Below are 15089 nucleotides of genomic sequence, written 5' to 3'. Positions count from 1 at the left end.
GGCCCGTACGTCACGGGGGCTGTCCCCTTATGAGGGATCTGTTCACCCGTAAGGATTAAAACTGCTGAAGGCTTCCAGAGCGCCCACGGCGCGGCTTCTACGGTCACCGGGTGACAAGCAGCAGTCAGGCACAGCCCATCCAGAGCACCGGCGCACACCGGGCGCACGGGCGCGCGCCCCGCACGCCGGAGCAGCAGCCCACCTCCGGCCACGAGGCTCACCTCGACGGCCTGTTCACCTACTGCCTCTCGGTGCTCTGCGACCACGACGCGGCCACCAGCGTGCTGGGCGACGTCCTCGCGGTGGCGGCCCGGCAGGCGAACCGCTGCCCCGAGGGCGAGGCCGCGCGCCGCGCCTGGCTCTACGCACTGGCCCGCTGGGCCTGCCTGCGCAGGCTCTCGGTGCAGCGGCGGGTCCGGCCCGGGGCGCACAGCGCCCGGCGTGCGCCGGAGCACGCACAGGCGCACAGCATCGCCGGAGGCTCCGCCCGTGCGCCCGGCTCCGCACCCCCTGCCCCCGGCCCCACGCCCCCGCCCGCCCCCGACCCGGCGGCGGACGAGCGCCACGCCGAGCTGGCCCGGCTGGCCTGGCCGGAGGCCGCGGGGACCACACCGGAGCAGCGCGAGGCGCTCGAACTGTCGGTCCGCCACGGCCTCGCCGTCTCCGAGGTCGCCGCCGTGACCGGCATGGCCCCGGCCGCCGCCCGCGAACTCCTCGCCGGCGCCGCCTGCGAGGTCGAGCGCACCCGCGCCGCGCTCGCCGTGGTCGACACCGGCAGCTGTCCCAGCGTCGCCCGGCTCACCGGCGACAGCCAGGTGCTGCTCTCCACCGCCCTGCGCAGCGAGCTGGTCCGGCACGTCGACGACTGCCCCACCTGCCGCCGCGTCGCCGAGCGGGTCGGCGCGGGCGGGCCCTGGCCCGGCTCCGCCCTCACCCCGGCGGCGCTGCCGCTGGTGCCCGCGCCCCGGGAGGCCGTACTGCTGGCCGCGCGCACCGTGCCGCGGGGCCGCGCGGCGGTCCCGCGGTTCGACCGCGCGGGATATCCGGTGGACCCCAAGGACCGGGCCGCCCGGCGGGACCGGCTGCGCGCCCGCGCCGTCACCACGACGGTGGTGGCCACCGTGGTCGCCGCGCCGGTGCTGGCCCTCTGGGCCGCGTACCGGGGAGCCCCGCTGACGGGCGAGGGCACCGCCGGGGTCACCGCCATCTCCGCGTCCGAGGCCGAGGGGCACACCCGCACCGCGGGCGGCGCCTACTCCACGTACGAGAACGCGGGGAACGCCGGGAACGGGCCCGCACCCGGCTTCACCTCCGGGGCACGCACCCCGGACGTGTCGGTCGAAGTGATCACCCCGGGCGACACCGCCCCGCCGACCGCCCCCGGCACCCGCGGGCCCGGGCGGCTCTCGGTCGACGCGATCTCCTCGGGCGGCACCACGCTGGTCATCCTCAGCGCCTCGGGCGGGGCGCCCGTCCACTGGCGGCTCTGGTGGGACTCGCCGTGGCTCGGCGTCAGCCAGAGCCAGGGCGTCCTGGAGCCGGGCGAAACGTTCACCGTACGGATCACCGTGGACCACGCGCTGGAGCCGGCCGGGGAGTGGATCTCCCGCCTCGGCGTCGACCCCTCGGGCGCGGTCCTCACGATCGAGGGCCGGGGCGCGCCCAAGCCGCCCACCCCGACGCCGACGCCCACACCCACGACCGAGACCCCCACGCCGAGCCCTACGCCGACCCCCTCGGACACCCCGACGCCGACCCCGACCCCCACGCCCTCGGCATCAGAAGGAACGGTTTCCCCCTCGGACCCGGGCCCGACCGGCGAGCCGAGCGGAAGCTAGGCGGCACCGGCCCGGGCCGGTGCCGGCCGGTGCGTCGTGCGGGCCGTCCCCGTCAGCCGACCGGGTCGGGGTCCGCGGGGTGCGGCGCCATCGGCAGGAGGCTGGCCAGCCGCTGCTCGCACAGCCCGGCCAGCACCTCGTACCCCTCCTTGCCCATCAGCTCGGTCAGCTCGGGCTTGTACGTGACGTACACCGGCTCCCCCGCGCCGTGCGCCGAGGTCGCCGAGGTGCACCACCAGTGCAGGTCGTGGCCGCCCGGCCCCCAGCCGCGGCGGTCGTACTCGCCGATGGACACCTGGAGCACGCGGGTGTCGTCGGGCCGGTCGATCCAGTCGTACGTCCGCCGGATCGGCAGCTGCCAGCACACGTCCGGCTTGGTCTCCAGCGGCTCCCGGCCCTCCTTGAGCGCCAGGATGTGCAGCGAGCAGCCCGCGCCGCCGGGGAAGCCGGGACGGTTCTGGAAGATGCAGGAGCCCTCCCAGCGGCGGGTCTGCCGGTCGCCGTCCTCGTCGAGCTGGGTCCAGCCCGTACGGGTGCCCTCCTCGTGGAACTGCCACAGTTCGGGAGTGAGCCTCGCCACGTGCCCGGCCACCCGCTGCTCGTCCTCCTCGTCCGAGAAGTGCGCGCCCAGCGTGCAGCAGCCGTCGTCCGCGCGGCCGGCCTGGATGCCCTGGCAGCCGCTGCCGAAGATGCAGGTCCAGCGGGAGGTCAGCCAGGTCAGGTCACAGCGGAAGACCTGCTCGTCGTCGGCGGGGTCCGGGAACTCCACCCAGGCCCGCGGGAAGTCCAGAGCGACCTCGTCCTGCTTCTTCTGCTGGGACTTGGGGGCTTTTGTCTGCTTCTTGGCCTTCTTCGTATTTGGCACAACCCCAGCGTAAGCGGGGTGGCGGGCCATATGGCCGAATCGCAGTAGCGTTCCTTCCATGAGACTCGGTGTCCTTGATGTGGGTTCGAACACGATCCATCTGCTGGTGGTGGACGCACACCCCGGCGCGCGCCCGCTGCCCGCGCACTCGCACAAGGTGGAACTCCGCCTGGCGGAGCTGCTCGACCCGGCGGGAGCCATCGGCCCCGAGGGCATCGACAAGCTGGCCGGCGTGATCGCCGGAGCCGTCCAGGCCGCCGAGGACAAGGGCTGCGAGGACGTGCTGCCCTTCGCGACCTCCGCCGTGCGCGAGGCCACCAACGCCGACGAGGTGCTGGCCCGGGTCCGCGAGGAGACCGGCATCGACCTCCAGGTGCTCAGCGGCGCCGACGAGGCCCGTCTCACCTTCCTGGCCGTGCGCCGCTGGTTCGGCTGGTCCGCCGGGAAGCTGCTGGTCCTCGACATCGGCGGCGGCTCGCTGGAGATCGCGTACGGCATCGACGAGGAGCCCGACTGCGCCGTCTCCCTCCCGCTGGGCGCCGGGCGCCTCACGGCCGGCTGGCTGCCGGGCGACCCGCCGGACCCGGCCGACGTACGGGCGCTGCGCCGGCACGTACGGGCGCAGATCGCCCGCAGCGTCGGCGAGTTCAGCCGCTTCGGCGCCCCGGACCACGTGGTCGCCACCTCCAAGACCTTCAAGCAGCTGGCCCGCATCGCCGGTGCCGCCCGCTCGGCCGAGGGCCTCTACGTGCAGCGCGAGCTCACCCGGAAGTCCCTGGAGGAGTGGGTGCCGCGGCTGGCCGCCATGAGCGCCGCCGAGCGCGCCGGGCTCCCGGGCGTCTCCGAGGGCCGCGCGGGGCAGCTGCTGGCCGGTGCCCTGGTCGCCGAGGGCGCCATGGACCTGTTCGGCGTGGACGAGCTGGAGATCTGTCCCTGGGCCCTGCGGGAGGGCGTCATCCTGCGCCGGCTGGACCACATGCCGGAGGGCATGCCGGAGGGCGCCGGGACCCGGCAGGCGTGACGGCGTACGGGCCACCGACCGGCCGGAAGCGGGCGGTGGCCCGGACGGCGCGGTGCGGGGCCCCGTACCCTGTCCCCGTGGCAGAACCAGTCGTGCGCATCCCGGACGCGAAGGTCGCGCTGTCCACGGCCTCGGTCTACCCGGAGTCGACGGCGACCGCCTTCGAGGTCGCCGCACGCCTGGGGTACGACGGCGTCGAGGTCATGGTGTGGACCGACCCCGTCAGCCAGGACATCGAGGCCCTGCGCCGGCTGAGCGACTACCACCGGATCCCGGTCCTCGCGATCCACGCGCCCTGCCTCCTCATCACCCAGCGCGTCTGGTCCACCGACCCGTGGACCAAGCTCCAGCGCGCCCGGTCCGCCGCGGAGAAGCTCGGCGCGTCGACGGTCGTCGTCCACCCGCCCTTCCGCTGGCAGCGGCAGTACGCCCGCGACTTCGTCCAGGGCATCTGGCGGATGGCGGACGAGACCGACGTCCGCTTCGCCGTCGAGAACATGTACCCCTGGCGCTACCGCGACCGCGAGATGCTCGCGTACGCCCCCGAGTGGGACGTCACCAAGGACGACTACCGCCACTACACGGTCGACCTCTCCCACACCGCGACCGCCCGCTCCGACGCCACCGCCATGGTCGACCGGATGGGCGACCGCCTCGCGCACGTCCACCTCGCCGACGGCAACGGCTCGGCCAAGGACGAGCACCTGGTCCCCGGCCGCGGCACCCAGCCCTGCGCCGAGCTGCTGGAACGTCTCGCCCTGGGCGGCTTCGACGGCCACGTCGTCATCGAGGTCAACACCCGCCGCGCCATGTCGGCGGCCGAACGCGAGGCCGACCTCGCCGAGGCCCTCGCCTTCACGCGGCTGCACCTGGCCTCCGCCCTGCGGGTGCCCCGGACATGACCACCGGCCCCGACAGGCCCCGCCGCCGCGGCCGCCCCTCCCGGGCCGAAGCCGACAGCGGGCCCGGCACCCAGGAACGGATCCGGCTCGCCGCCCGCGAGGAGTTCGCCGAGCGCGGGTACGACAAGACCTCCGTACGCGGCGTCGCCAAGGCCGCGGGCGTCGACCCGGCCCTGGTCCACCACTACTTCGGCTCCAAGGACGAGCTGTTCGCGGCGGCCGTCGAGACCAGCATCGAGCCCGCCCTGCTGGTCCCCGCCATCCTCGGGCAGGGCCCCGACGGCGTCGGCGAGCGGCTGGCCCGCTACTTCCTCGGAGTCTGGGAGAACCCCGTCACCCGCGCCCCGATGCTGGCCGTGATCCGCTCCGCCCTCACGCACGAGGCGGCGGCCAAGGTGCTGCGCAACCTCGTGCTGCGCAAGCTGCTGGAGCGGGTGGCCGCCGACCTGAAGGTCCCCGACCCCACCTTCCGCGCGGAGCTGGCCGCGTCCCACATGATCGGCATCGCGATGCTGCGTTACGTGGTCCAGGTCGAGCCCCTCGCATCCGCCGACCCGGAGCAGATCGTCGCCATGGTGGCCCCGACGCTCCAGCGGTACCTGACGGAAGCCTGAGGAGGCGGCCGACCGAGGAGTGATCTCGGCATCCCGGCATCCGGACGCCCTGTCCGGATCCTGGAGTCGGGGCGTAGGCTCGTAACAGTCGTATCCGCAGTTCCGACTGCGCCGCTACTGGGGAGTGAACCCGATGCCCGAGCTGAGGTCCCGCACCGTCACCCACGGCCGCAACATGGCGGGCGCGCGCGCCCTGATGCGCGCGTCGGGCGTAGCGAGCGAAGACATCGGCAAGCCGATCATCGCCGTGGCCAACTCCTTCACCGAGTTCGTGCCCGGGCACACCCACCTCGCGCCGGTCGGCCGCATCGTCTCCGACGCCATCCGCGCGGCCGGCGCCGTCCCCCGCGAGTTCAACACCATCGCGGTCGACGACGGCATCGCCATGGGCCACGCCGGCATGCTCTACTCGCTGCCGTCCCGCGACCTGATCGCCGACAGCGTCGAGTACATGGTCGAGGCCCACTGCGCCGACGCCCTGATCTGCATCTCCAACTGCGACAAGATCACCCCCGGCATGCTGATGGCCGCCATGCGCCTCAACATCCCGGTGGTCTTCGTCTCCGGCGGCCCGATGGAGGCCGGCCAGGCCACCCTCGTCGACGGCACCGTCCGCAAGCTGGACCTGATCGACGCCATGGTCGACGCCTCGAACGAGAACGTCTCCGACGAGGACATCCTCCGCATCGAGGAGAACGCCTGTCCGACCTGCGGCTCCTGTTCGGGCATGTTCACCGCCAACTCGATGAACTGCCTGGCCGAGGCCATCGGCCTGGCCCTGCCCGGCAACGGCTCCGTCCTCGCCACCCACACCGCCCGCCGGGCGCTGTACGAGGAGGCCGGCCGCACGGTCGTCGAGATCACCAAGCGCCACTACGAGCAGGACGACTACTCGGTCCTGCCCCGCAACATCGCCACCCGCGAGGCCTTCGAGAACGCCATGGCGCTCGACATCGCGATGGGCGGCTCGACCAACACGATCCTCCACCTGCTGGCCGCCGCCCAGGAGGCGGGCCTGGACTACGACCTCAAGGACATCGACGCCGTCTCGCGCCGCGTCCCCTGTCTGGCCAAGGTCGCCCCGAACGTCGCCCCCGGCGGCACGTACTACATGGAGGACGTGCACCGCGCCGGCGGCATCCCCGCGATCCTCGGCGAGCTGTACCGCGGCGGCCTGCTCAACAAGGACGTCAACACGGTCCACTCCGAGGGCCTGGAGGACTGGCTGGCGAAGTGGGACGCCCGCTCCGGCACCGCGACCGACGAGGCGATGGAGCTGTGGCACGCGGCCCCCGGCTGCAAGCGCTCCGCCACGGCCTTCTCGCAGTCCGAGCGGTGGGAGTCCCTCGACCTCGACGCCGAGGGCGGCTGCATCCGCTCCGTCGAGCACGCGTACTCCAAGGACGGCGGCCTCGCGGTCCTCAAGGGCAACATCGCCGAGGACGGCTGCGTCGTGAAGACCGCCGGCGTCGACGAGTCCATCTGGACGTTCGAGGGCCCGGCCGTGGTCTGCGAGTCCCAGGACGAGGCCGTCGAGAAGATCCTCACCAAGCAGGTCAAGGCCGGCGACGTCGTCGTCATCCGCTACGAGGGCCCGCGCGGCGGCCCCGGCATGCAGGAGATGCTCTACCCGACCTCCTTCCTCAAGGGCCGCGGCCTCGGCAAGGTCTGCGCCCTGGTGACGGACGGCCGGTTCTCCGGCGGCACATCGGGCCTGTCCATCGGCCACGCCTCCCCGGAGGCCGCCTCGGGCGGCACCATCGCCCTGGTCGAGGACGGGGACCGGATCCGCATCGACATCCCCAGCCGCTCCATCGACCTGCTGGTCGACGAGGCCACGCTGGCCGCCCGCCGCGAGGCGCTGGGCGGCGTGTACGCCCCGAAGAACCGCGACCGCACGGTCTCGGCGGCCCTGCGCGCGTACGCCGCCATGGCCACCAGCGCCGACAAGGGCGCGGTCCGGGACGTGTCGAAGCTGGGCTGAGCCGGCTGCCGCGGCCGGCACCACGGCACCACGGCATGACGTGAGCGGGCGGGACCGGACAGCCGGTCCCGCCCGCTCCGCCGTTCCGTACGCGGGCCCCGCCGGGCCCTCCGCCCGCGGGGCCGGTCCTACCAGCCCGCGGGATCCGCAGCCGGCACCGCGAAGACCGAGCCGTCCGGGGCCGTGCCCACCACCCGGTCGCCGGTGACGGCCGGCGCGGCCAGCGTCGGCTTCAGCGGGTTCGCGCCCTTCCCCAGCCGGGGCCCGGTCTGGCCCACCAGCGTGCCGCGCCGCGCGTCCAGCGCGATCAGCCGGCCGTCCGCCGCCGAGAGGTAGACCCGGTCCCCGGCCGCGGTCGCCCGCGAGACCCGGCTGGCCAGCGACTCGTACCGCCACAGCTCGCCCCGCCGGCCGGCCTCCACGCGTACGGCGGTCAGCGCGCCCGACAGGCCCACCACGTACACGGTGCCGTCCGCGCCCACCGACGCCTGGCCCTGGTCGACCCGCGCCGCAAGCGCCACGCGCCGCACCTCGCGGGTGCGCGCGTCGATCCGGACGACCGCCTCGGTGACGTCGGCCAGGTCGTTGGCGAGCAGGAACAGCGCCCCGGCCGCGCTGCCGGCGATCCGCAGCTGGCCCTGCGCGCGCTGCTGCCACAGCACCGCGCCGGTCGCCGGGTCCACCGCCCGTACCTGGGTCGACGTACCGTCGCCCGACGGCGTGACCACGAAGGCCGGGCCGCCGTCCTCGCCCGCGGCCCAGGCCGAGCCCACCCCGCCCAGCCGCTTCGACCAGCGCCGCTTCCCGGTCGCCGGGTCCAGCGCGGTCACCCGGCCTTCGGGGGAGGCCAGCAGCACGGTGCCGGGCGAGGCCCCGGTGTGCACCACCGTCCGGCCGTCCAGCGGCACGGACCAGCGCTCGGTGCCCGTGGCCGGGTCCAGCGCCTGCAGCCGGCCGCCGCCGGGGGCGACCGTGTGCACCATGCCGCCCGCGAGGACCGGCGCCCGGTCGAGTTCGGCCCGCAGGAACCCGCCGGCCGCCGGGACCGACCAGCGCGTCCGGCCGTCCGCGGGGTCCAGCCGGGTGGCGGTCGTGCCGGGTCCCTTGCAGAGCAGGGCGCCGAGCGGGGCGGCGTACGCGCAGACCGGCGTGCCGGTGTCGGTGGAGGAGCCGCCGGCCGGCGGCACGGTCCAGGCGCGGACGGCGGCCACGGCGGCGGTCCGCTCGGGCGAGCCGGAGCCGGGCGCGGGCCCGGACAGGGCGTTCAGGCCGGCGTACCCGCCCAGGCCGACGGCGGCCGCGGTCAGCACCGCCCCCGCGGCGAGCGCGGTACGCCGCCGCCGGCCGCGCGGCAGCCCGAGCCGGCCGCGCCGCGGCCCGGCCGCCTGCTCCCGCCGGTGCGTGGGGTCGTCACCGGAACCGGAACCGGAACCGGAGTCCGGCGCCCGGCCGGCTCGCGAACCGGAACCAGGACCGGGACCCACCACGGCGCGCGCCCCGCCCCCCGCACCACCCGGCCGCCGCGGCTCCGGTATGAACGCCCGGGTCACCTCGGAGGTCGGGTACGCGGCCGACCGCAGCTGCGCGATCAGCGCGTCCAGCGCGGGCCGGTCCGCCGGGTCCTTCTCCAGGCAGGCGGAGACCAGCGGGACCAGCTCCTCCGGCACCCCCGCGAGGTCCGGCTCGTGGTGCACCACCTGGTACGCCACGAGGTACGGGCTGTCGGAGTCGAACGGCCCCCGCCCGGTCGCCGCGTGGACCAGAACCGCCCCCATGGCGAACACGTCCGCCGCCGGTCCCACCTCGCGCGGCCGCTGGAACTGCTCCGGAGCCATGAAGGGCGGCGTGCCGATCAGCTTCCCGGTCTCGGTGCGCAGGTCGCTCGCGTAGTCGTAGGGGCGCGAGATCCCGAAGTCGATCACCTTCGGGCCGTCGGGCGCCATCAGCACGTTGCTGGGCTTGAGGTCCCGGTGCACGAGACCCGCCCGGTGGATGTCGCGCAGCGCCTCCGCGAGGCCGGCGCCCAGCCGGCACAGCTCGGCGGCCGCCAGCGGGCTCTGCTTCACCCGCTCCGCGAGGGTGGGGCCGTCCACGAACAGCGTGGCCATCCAGGGCCGTTCGGCCTCCGGGTCGGCGTCCACCACGGCGGCGGTGAAGGCGCCGCTGACCCGCCGGGCCGCGGTGACCTCCTGGCGGAAACGCGCCCTGAACTCCGGGTCCGCCGCGAACTCCGCGTGCACGACCTTCACCGCGAGGCGCAGCCCGGAGGCGGAGGAAGCGAGGTGCACGACGCCCATGCCGCCCGAGCCCAGGACCGACTCGAGCCGGTACTGACCGGCGAACTCGGGTTCCGGATGAGCTGGTTGCGGTTGTTGAGCCGAGCGCGGCATGCCCACCCCCCGTGTGCTCGTACGCCGACGCGCCGTGGAGCCTAGTCGAGCCTTGCTAACCTGCGCGAGTCACGCACCGTGAAGCAATGGGGGAGACACGAATGTCCGGTGAGGCTGTTGCGGCGCGCTATCCGGTGGCGCCGGGCTACCGCGTCAACGTCCGGAGCGGACCCGGCACGAACTACAGCATCGTCCGCGTCCTCGCGTACGGCGCGTCCGTGTCGATCTACTGCCAGTGCACCGGCACCACCGTGTCCGGCCCGTACGGCACCACCAACATCTGGGACAACATCGCCAACGGCGAGTTCATCTCCGACGCGTACGTGAAGACCGGCAGCGACGGCTTCGTCGCGCCGCGCTGCGGCTGACTCGTGACCTTCGGCTCAGGCGGGGCCGACGGGGGCCGGGGGATAATCGCAGGCGTGAGCGACGAACGAGACGACACCTCCCAGAAGCCGACCCCCGCCGGCCCGCAGCCGGAGCAGATCCGCTTCTTCGGCACCACCTGGGTGAACCACGACGGCGGTTACGCGCTGCGCCGCGTCGGTGCCGCCGTCGGCTCGCTGACGGCCGCCTTCGCGGGCGCGTTCCTGCTGCGCTTCGCCTACGAGGGCCTGGAGCTGGGCAACGTCGGCTCCTTCGTGTCGTGGACCGTCGTGGTGATGTTCGCGGTGTGCAGCGCGATCGCCTTCGGCAAGACCTGGGAGTCCTTCACCCGCCGCCTCGTCCCGGGCTCGCAGGACGGCTCCCTCAAGGGCCTCATGGCGATCGGCTTCATCGGCTCGCTGATCGCGTACTTCCTCCGCTCGCTGGCGGAAGCCCCCGGCGAGAAGCTGGCCCGCGCCGAGTACGACCGCGCCCAGACGGAATACACCCGCCGCCGGGCCACCCGCACGGGCAACCCGGCCGCCCGCAAGCCGAAGCGCAAGAAGTAACGGCCCCTGCCGCGGGCCGGGACCGCGGCCTGCGCGGCCGGCCCCTGCCGGACCAGGCCGCGGCGACCTCCGCCGTCCGCCGCCGAGCCCGGCCGCGCCCCTCCCCGCGCCCCGGGGCGCACACACCTGCAGGCCGCCCCGCACGGACTTCCGGGCCTCCGCTCTCCCCGGCGGCCCCGGCCCGGGCGGGAAATGACTCGCGGCGCGACGGGCACCCGTGGCAGCTTGGCGATCATGAGCCCGCACGCCGACGACAGCACCGGCCAGCCCGTCGACCACGCCGTCGACCAGCCCGTCGGCCACGCCGTCGACCAGCCCGTCGACCATGCCGTCGACCAGGCCCGCCGCCTCGTCGCCGAGCGGTTCCCCGACGCCCTGGGCGCGGTCCTCGCCGGGTCCACCGCGGCCGGCCGCGCCACCGCCACCAGCGATCTCGACCTCGCCGTCCTCGTCGAGGACGGCGGCGAGACCCGCCGGGAGACCCTCCGCTTCGAGGGACGGCTCGTCGAGCTGTTCGTCCACACCTGCGGCGGCCTCGTGGAGCTCTTCGCCGCCGACCTCGCCTCCCGGCGCGCCGTCATGCAGCGCATGTACGCCGAGGGTCTGATCCTCTCCGACCGCACGGGTGCGGCCGCCCGCGCCAAGGCCTTCGCGCAGGCCGAACTCCACGAGGGCCCCGCCGCCCTCGACGCCGCGACCGTCGAGACCAGGCGGTACGTGCTCACCGACGCCCTGGACGACCTCGCCGACGCCACCGACCCGGTGGAGCGCCTGGCCGTGGCCGGCACCGCCCTCGGTACCGCGGCCGACCTCCTTTCCGACCACCACCGCGCCTGGACGGGCGGCGGCAAGTGGCTGCCCCGACGGCTGCTGGAGGCGGACCCGGAGCGGGGCGCAGCCCTCCTGGACGGTCACCGCCTGCTCTGCGAGCACGGCGACCCGGAGGCCCTCCTCGAAGCCGCGTACCGGATCCTCGCCCTGACCGGCGGTCCCCTCCGCGAGGGTTACGCCCGCACCTGGCACGGCGTCGTCGAGTCCCCGACCCCCACCACCGCCCCGCGCCGCTGACCGAACCCCGGGCGGGGCGGGGGACGGGCATCAGGCCGGCGCGGTCATGAACCCGCCGCGCGCGGCCCCCGAGCCCAGCAGACGGGCCTGGTCGAGCACCTCGGGGAGCTCGTCGAGTGACAGGACGACCGCCCCGCCGGCCCGCTCGACGTCCGCGCACCAGTCACCCATCCCGCCGGGGGCGGCGCCTCCTCCGGCCGTGTCGACCACCGGCGCCACGAAGGCGGGCACGATCACCCCGGCCTCGCCGGGCCCGTCCACGACACACATCGTGACCTTGGCGACGACACTCCACCCTTCACAACGCGGCACCGCTCCGCCGGAGGCGGTCAGCAGCGGCAGCGCATCGTGCACGGGCGCGCCGGACAGCAGGAGCAGGGGGGTGTCACCCCTGACGAACAGGGTGTTCTCGGGTTCCAGAAGCATCGGCCCACCCTGCCACCACCGCCCGTCTCGACCGCAGCCGACCCCGACGACGCGGTCTCCCACGCGCCCCGCCTGCGCCCGTGCCGGGGATCCCGGCAGCCGCCCCGCCCGGGCTGCGCGACGGGCCGCCCACGGCTGCGCCGGCGACCGGGGCTGCGCCCGCGACCCGGGCTGCGTACCTCCCTCTACGCCCTGCGCAGTTCGCCGCCGGCAACGCCCCCGGGCTCGCGGCCACTCGCGGCCTGCCGCAACGGCCCGCGGCCGCCCGCGCTCCTCCCCGCCCACGGGCCCGCCCTGCTCCACTCCTTGACGCCGCCCACCCTCGGGAGGATTATTCATCGCATGATGAATAATCCTCCCGAGGGTGGCCCGGCCCCCGCCATCCAGGCCCGGCAGCTCCGCTGCACGCGCGGCACCCGCGAGGTCCTCCACGGCATCGACTTCGACGTGCCCCGCGCCCGCATCACCGGACTCCTCGGCCCCTCCGGCTGCGGCAAGACCACCCTCATGCGGGCGATCGTCGGCACCCAGGACAAGGTCACCGGCTCCCTCAAGGTCCTCGGCGAGGATGCCGGCGCCCCCGCGCTCCGCTCCCGCATCGGCTACGTCACCCAGGCGCCCTCCGTCTACGACGACCTCACCGTCCGCCAGAACCTCGACTACTTCGCCGCCGTCCTCGACCCCGGCCGCGCAGCAGCCGCCCGCCGCGCCGCCACCGTCGACCGCGCCGTCCACGACGTCGATCTCGCCGGCCACGCCCACGCCCTCGCCGGCAACCTCTCCGGCGGCCAGCGCAGCCGCGTCTCGCTCGCCGTCGCCCTCCTCGGCACCCCGGAGCTGCTGGTCCTCGACGAGCCCACCGTCGGCCTGGACCCCGTACTCCGCCGCGACCTGTGGAACCTCTTCCACCGCATCGCCGCCGAACGCGGCGCCACCCTCCTCGTCTCCTCCCACGTCATGGACGAGGCCGAGCGCTGCCACAGCCTGCTCCTCATGCGCGAGGGCCGGATCCTCGCCCAGGACACCCCGGACGCCCTCCGCGCCCGCACCCAGACCGACACCGTCGAAGAAGGCTTCCTCACCCTCGTCGACGCCGCCGCGGCCGCCGCAGGAGAAAACCGATGAACCTCGCCCGTACGACCGCCACCGCCGCCCGCGTCCTGCGCCAGCTGCGCCACGACCCGCGCTCCATCGCGCTGATGCTGCTCGTGCCCGTCCTGATGCTGGTCCTGCTGCGCTACGTCTTCGACGGCAACACCGGCACCTTCAACGGCATCGGCGCCTCGCTCCTCGGCATCTTCCCGCTGATCACGATGTTCCTCGTGACCTCGATCGCCACCCTCCGCGAGCGCACCTCCGGCACCCTCGAACGCCTCCTCGCCATGCCCCTGGCCAAGGGCGACCTCATCGCCGGCTACGCCCTCGCCTTCGGCGCCGTCGCGATCGCCCAGTCCCTCCTCGCCACCGGCACCGCCCTGTGGGCCCTCGGCCTCGACGTCATCGGCTCCCCCTGGCTGCTGCTCCTCGTCGCCCTGCTCGACGCGCTCCTCGGCACCGCCCTCGGACTGTTCGTCTCCGCCTTCGCCTCCTCCGAGTTCCAGGCGGTGCAGTTCATGCCGGCGGTGATCTTCCCCCAGCTGCTGCTCTGCGGACTCTTCGCCGCCCGCGACACCATGCACCCCGTACTGGAAGCCGTCTCCGACGTCCTGCCGATGTCGTACGCCGTCGACGGCATGAACCAGGTGCTCCACCACACCGACGTCACCACCGACTTCGTACGGGACGCCCTCGTCGTCGCCGGCTGCGCACTCCTCGTCCTCGCCCTGGGCGCCGCGACCCTGCGCCGACGTACGCCCTGACGCCCCCGGCACCGACCCGCGCGCCCTGCCCACCCACCGGACACCACCCCGCACCCCCGCGTCCGGGTGCAAGGATGAGCAACATCCACAGCGCACAGACGGCGCACGTGCAGTACCTGTTCGGCGAGGTGAGCCCGCATGACCCAGACAGTCGCAGTCCTCGGCACCGGCAAGATCGGCGAGGCCCTGCTCAGCGGCATGATCCGGGGCGGCTGGCCCGCCTCGCACCTCCTGGTCACGGCACGCCGGGCCGAGCGCGCGGAAGAGCTGCGCACCCGCTACGGAGTGGAGGCGGTCTCCAACGCCGAGGCCGCCAAGCGGGCCGACACCCTCATCCTCACCGTCAAGCCGCAGGACATGGGCACGCTCCTGACCGAGCTGGCCCCGCACATCCCCGCCGACCGTCTGGTCATCAGCGGCGCCGCCGGTATCCCGACCTCCTTCTTCGAGGAGCGCCTGGCGCCCGGCACCCCGGTCGTCCGCGTCATGACCAACACGCCCGCCCTGGTCGACGAGGCCATGTCCGTCATCTCCGCGGGCAGCCACGCCACCGCCGAGCACCTCGCGCACACGGAGGAGATCTTCGGCGGGGTCGGCAAGACCCTCCGCGTCCCCGAGTCCCAGCAGGACGCGGCCACCGCCCTCTCCGGGTCCGGCCCGGCGTACTTCTACTTCCTCGTCGAGGCCATGACCGACGCCGGCATCCTCCTCGGCCTCCCGCGCGCGCAGGCGCACGATCTGATCGTGCAGGCCGCGATCGGCGCCGCGGTGATGCTGCGCGACAGCGGCGAGCACCCGGTCAAGCTGCGCGAGGCGGTGACCTCCCCGGCCGGTACGACCATCAACGCGATCCGGGAGCTGGAGAACCACGGCGTCCGCGCGGCCCTGATCGCCGCCCTCGAAGCGGCCCGCGACCGCAGCCGCGAGCTGGCCTCGGGCAACGGCTGACGGGCCGGCCTCACCACGCCGTACGCGGATCGGGTGAAGGGCTGTCGAAGGTTGACACGACCCTCCCCGATCCGTAGTGTTCTCCGAGTTGTCCGACGTGAGCGCCGACTCCGGTCGGTCCCCGGACAGCCATTCCGCAAGCATCCATTCGAACGAACGACGCACTTTGTCGTCTCGTTTTCATGCGTATTTGCGAATGAGGAATCCGTGTCCGAAGGGCGCGGCCGCCGATTAGGTCG

The 15089-nt window shown here is 74.4% G+C and carries 14 protein-coding genes; 11 read left to right on the top strand and 3 right to left on the bottom strand.

Annotated elements, in window-relative coordinates; translation table 11 throughout:
- Nucleotides 1-110 precede the first annotated feature (110 nt).
- Nucleotides 111-1838, top strand: a complete 1728-nt coding sequence (locus tag ACIQUQ_RS08915) for a hypothetical protein (protein WP_403972970.1) — start codon at nt 111-113, stop codon at nt 1836-1838.
- A 52-nt stretch (nt 1839-1890) separates the two neighbouring features.
- On the opposite strand, the gene ACIQUQ_RS08910 is transcribed toward ACIQUQ_RS08915, so the two are convergent.
- The gene (locus ACIQUQ_RS08910) at nt 1891-2703 is read right to left on the bottom strand and encodes a hypothetical protein (protein WP_403972967.1); all 813 of its coding nucleotides are present in this window, start codon (nt 2701-2703) and stop codon (nt 1891-1893) included.
- A gap of 58 nt (nt 2704-2761) precedes the next feature.
- Here ACIQUQ_RS08910 and ACIQUQ_RS08905 point away from each other — a divergent pair, with 58 nt between their 5' ends.
- From ACIQUQ_RS08905 to ilvD, 4 genes are all read left to right on the top strand, one after another.
- On the top strand, nt 2762-3724 hold the full coding sequence (locus ACIQUQ_RS08905) for a Ppx/GppA family phosphatase (RefSeq protein ID WP_403972964.1): 963 nt from the start codon (nt 2762-2764) through the stop codon (nt 3722-3724).
- Nucleotides 3725-3801: 77 nt separating this feature from the next.
- Nucleotides 3802-4626, top strand: coding sequence for a sugar phosphate isomerase/epimerase family protein (locus ACIQUQ_RS08900; protein ID WP_399946594.1), 825 nt, complete (start codon nt 3802-3804; stop codon nt 4624-4626).
- Nucleotides 4623-5240 carry a TetR family transcriptional regulator gene (locus ACIQUQ_RS08895; RefSeq protein WP_403972962.1) on the top strand — a complete coding sequence of 206 codons (618 nt, stop codon included), beginning with the start codon at nt 4623-4625 and terminating at the stop codon, nt 5238-5240. Before ACIQUQ_RS08900 ends, ACIQUQ_RS08895 begins: the two co-directional genes overlap by 4 nt.
- A gap of 133 nt (nt 5241-5373) precedes the next feature.
- The gene (ilvD, locus tag ACIQUQ_RS08890) at nt 5374-7224 is read left to right on the top strand and encodes a dihydroxy-acid dehydratase (RefSeq protein WP_403972960.1); all 1851 of its coding nucleotides are present in this window, start codon (nt 5374-5376) and stop codon (nt 7222-7224) included.
- Between the two features lie 128 nt (nt 7225-7352).
- Here ilvD and ACIQUQ_RS08885 read toward each other — a convergent pair whose 3' ends face one another.
- Nucleotides 7353-9614 (bottom strand): PQQ-binding-like beta-propeller repeat protein, encoded by a 2262-nt coding sequence (locus ACIQUQ_RS08885; protein WP_403972958.1) that lies wholly within the window; start codon nt 9612-9614, stop codon nt 7353-7355.
- Between the two features lie 86 nt (nt 9615-9700).
- Here ACIQUQ_RS08885 and ACIQUQ_RS08880 point away from each other — a divergent pair, with 86 nt between their 5' ends.
- The 3 genes from ACIQUQ_RS08880 (at nt 9701) to ACIQUQ_RS08870 (ending at nt 11617) form a co-directional block, all read left to right on the top strand.
- Complete coding sequence (locus ACIQUQ_RS08880) at nt 9701-9982, top strand: SH3 domain-containing protein (RefSeq protein WP_403972955.1); 282 nt, start codon at nt 9701-9703, stop codon at nt 9980-9982.
- Nucleotides 9983-10036: 54 nt separating this feature from the next.
- The gene (locus ACIQUQ_RS08875; protein WP_403972952.1) at nt 10037-10549 is read left to right on the top strand and encodes a hypothetical protein; all 513 of its coding nucleotides are present in this window, start codon (nt 10037-10039) and stop codon (nt 10547-10549) included.
- A 234-nt stretch (nt 10550-10783) separates the two neighbouring features.
- Nucleotides 10784-11617 carry a nucleotidyltransferase domain-containing protein gene (locus ACIQUQ_RS08870; RefSeq protein WP_403972950.1) on the top strand — a complete coding sequence of 278 codons (834 nt, stop codon included), beginning with the start codon at nt 10784-10786 and terminating at the stop codon, nt 11615-11617.
- A 30-nt stretch (nt 11618-11647) separates the two neighbouring features.
- On the opposite strand, the gene ACIQUQ_RS08865 is transcribed toward ACIQUQ_RS08870, so the two are convergent.
- Nucleotides 11648-12043: a hypothetical protein gene (locus ACIQUQ_RS08865; protein ID WP_403972947.1), complete on the bottom strand. Its 396-nt coding sequence runs from the start codon at nt 12041-12043 to the stop codon at nt 11648-11650.
- A gap of 345 nt (nt 12044-12388) precedes the next feature.
- Between ACIQUQ_RS08865 and ACIQUQ_RS08860 the strand changes: the two genes are divergently transcribed.
- The 3 genes from ACIQUQ_RS08860 to proC all read left to right on the top strand — a co-directional run bounded on the left by ACIQUQ_RS08860 (nt 12389) and on the right by proC (nt 14850).
- Complete coding sequence (locus ACIQUQ_RS08860; RefSeq protein ID WP_403973814.1) at nt 12389-13168, top strand: ABC transporter ATP-binding protein; 780 nt, start codon at nt 12389-12391, stop codon at nt 13166-13168.
- The gene (locus ACIQUQ_RS08855; RefSeq protein ID WP_403972945.1) at nt 13165-13902 is read left to right on the top strand and encodes an ABC transporter permease; all 738 of its coding nucleotides are present in this window, start codon (nt 13165-13167) and stop codon (nt 13900-13902) included. Before ACIQUQ_RS08860 ends, ACIQUQ_RS08855 begins: the two co-directional genes overlap by 4 nt.
- Nucleotides 13903-14040: 138 nt before the next feature.
- Nucleotides 14041-14850 (top strand): pyrroline-5-carboxylate reductase, encoded by an 810-nt coding sequence (gene proC, locus ACIQUQ_RS08850; RefSeq protein ID WP_403972943.1) that lies wholly within the window; start codon nt 14041-14043, stop codon nt 14848-14850.
- Nucleotides 14851-15089 lie beyond the last annotated feature (239 nt).

This window comes from Streptomyces sp. NPDC101118 (genome assembly GCF_044759445.1).
Classification (GTDB): domain Bacteria; phylum Actinomycetota; class Actinomycetes; order Streptomycetales; family Streptomycetaceae; genus Streptomyces.
Note: the sequence above shows the minus strand (reverse complement) of the source record. Positions and strands in the feature narration are given on the sequence as shown.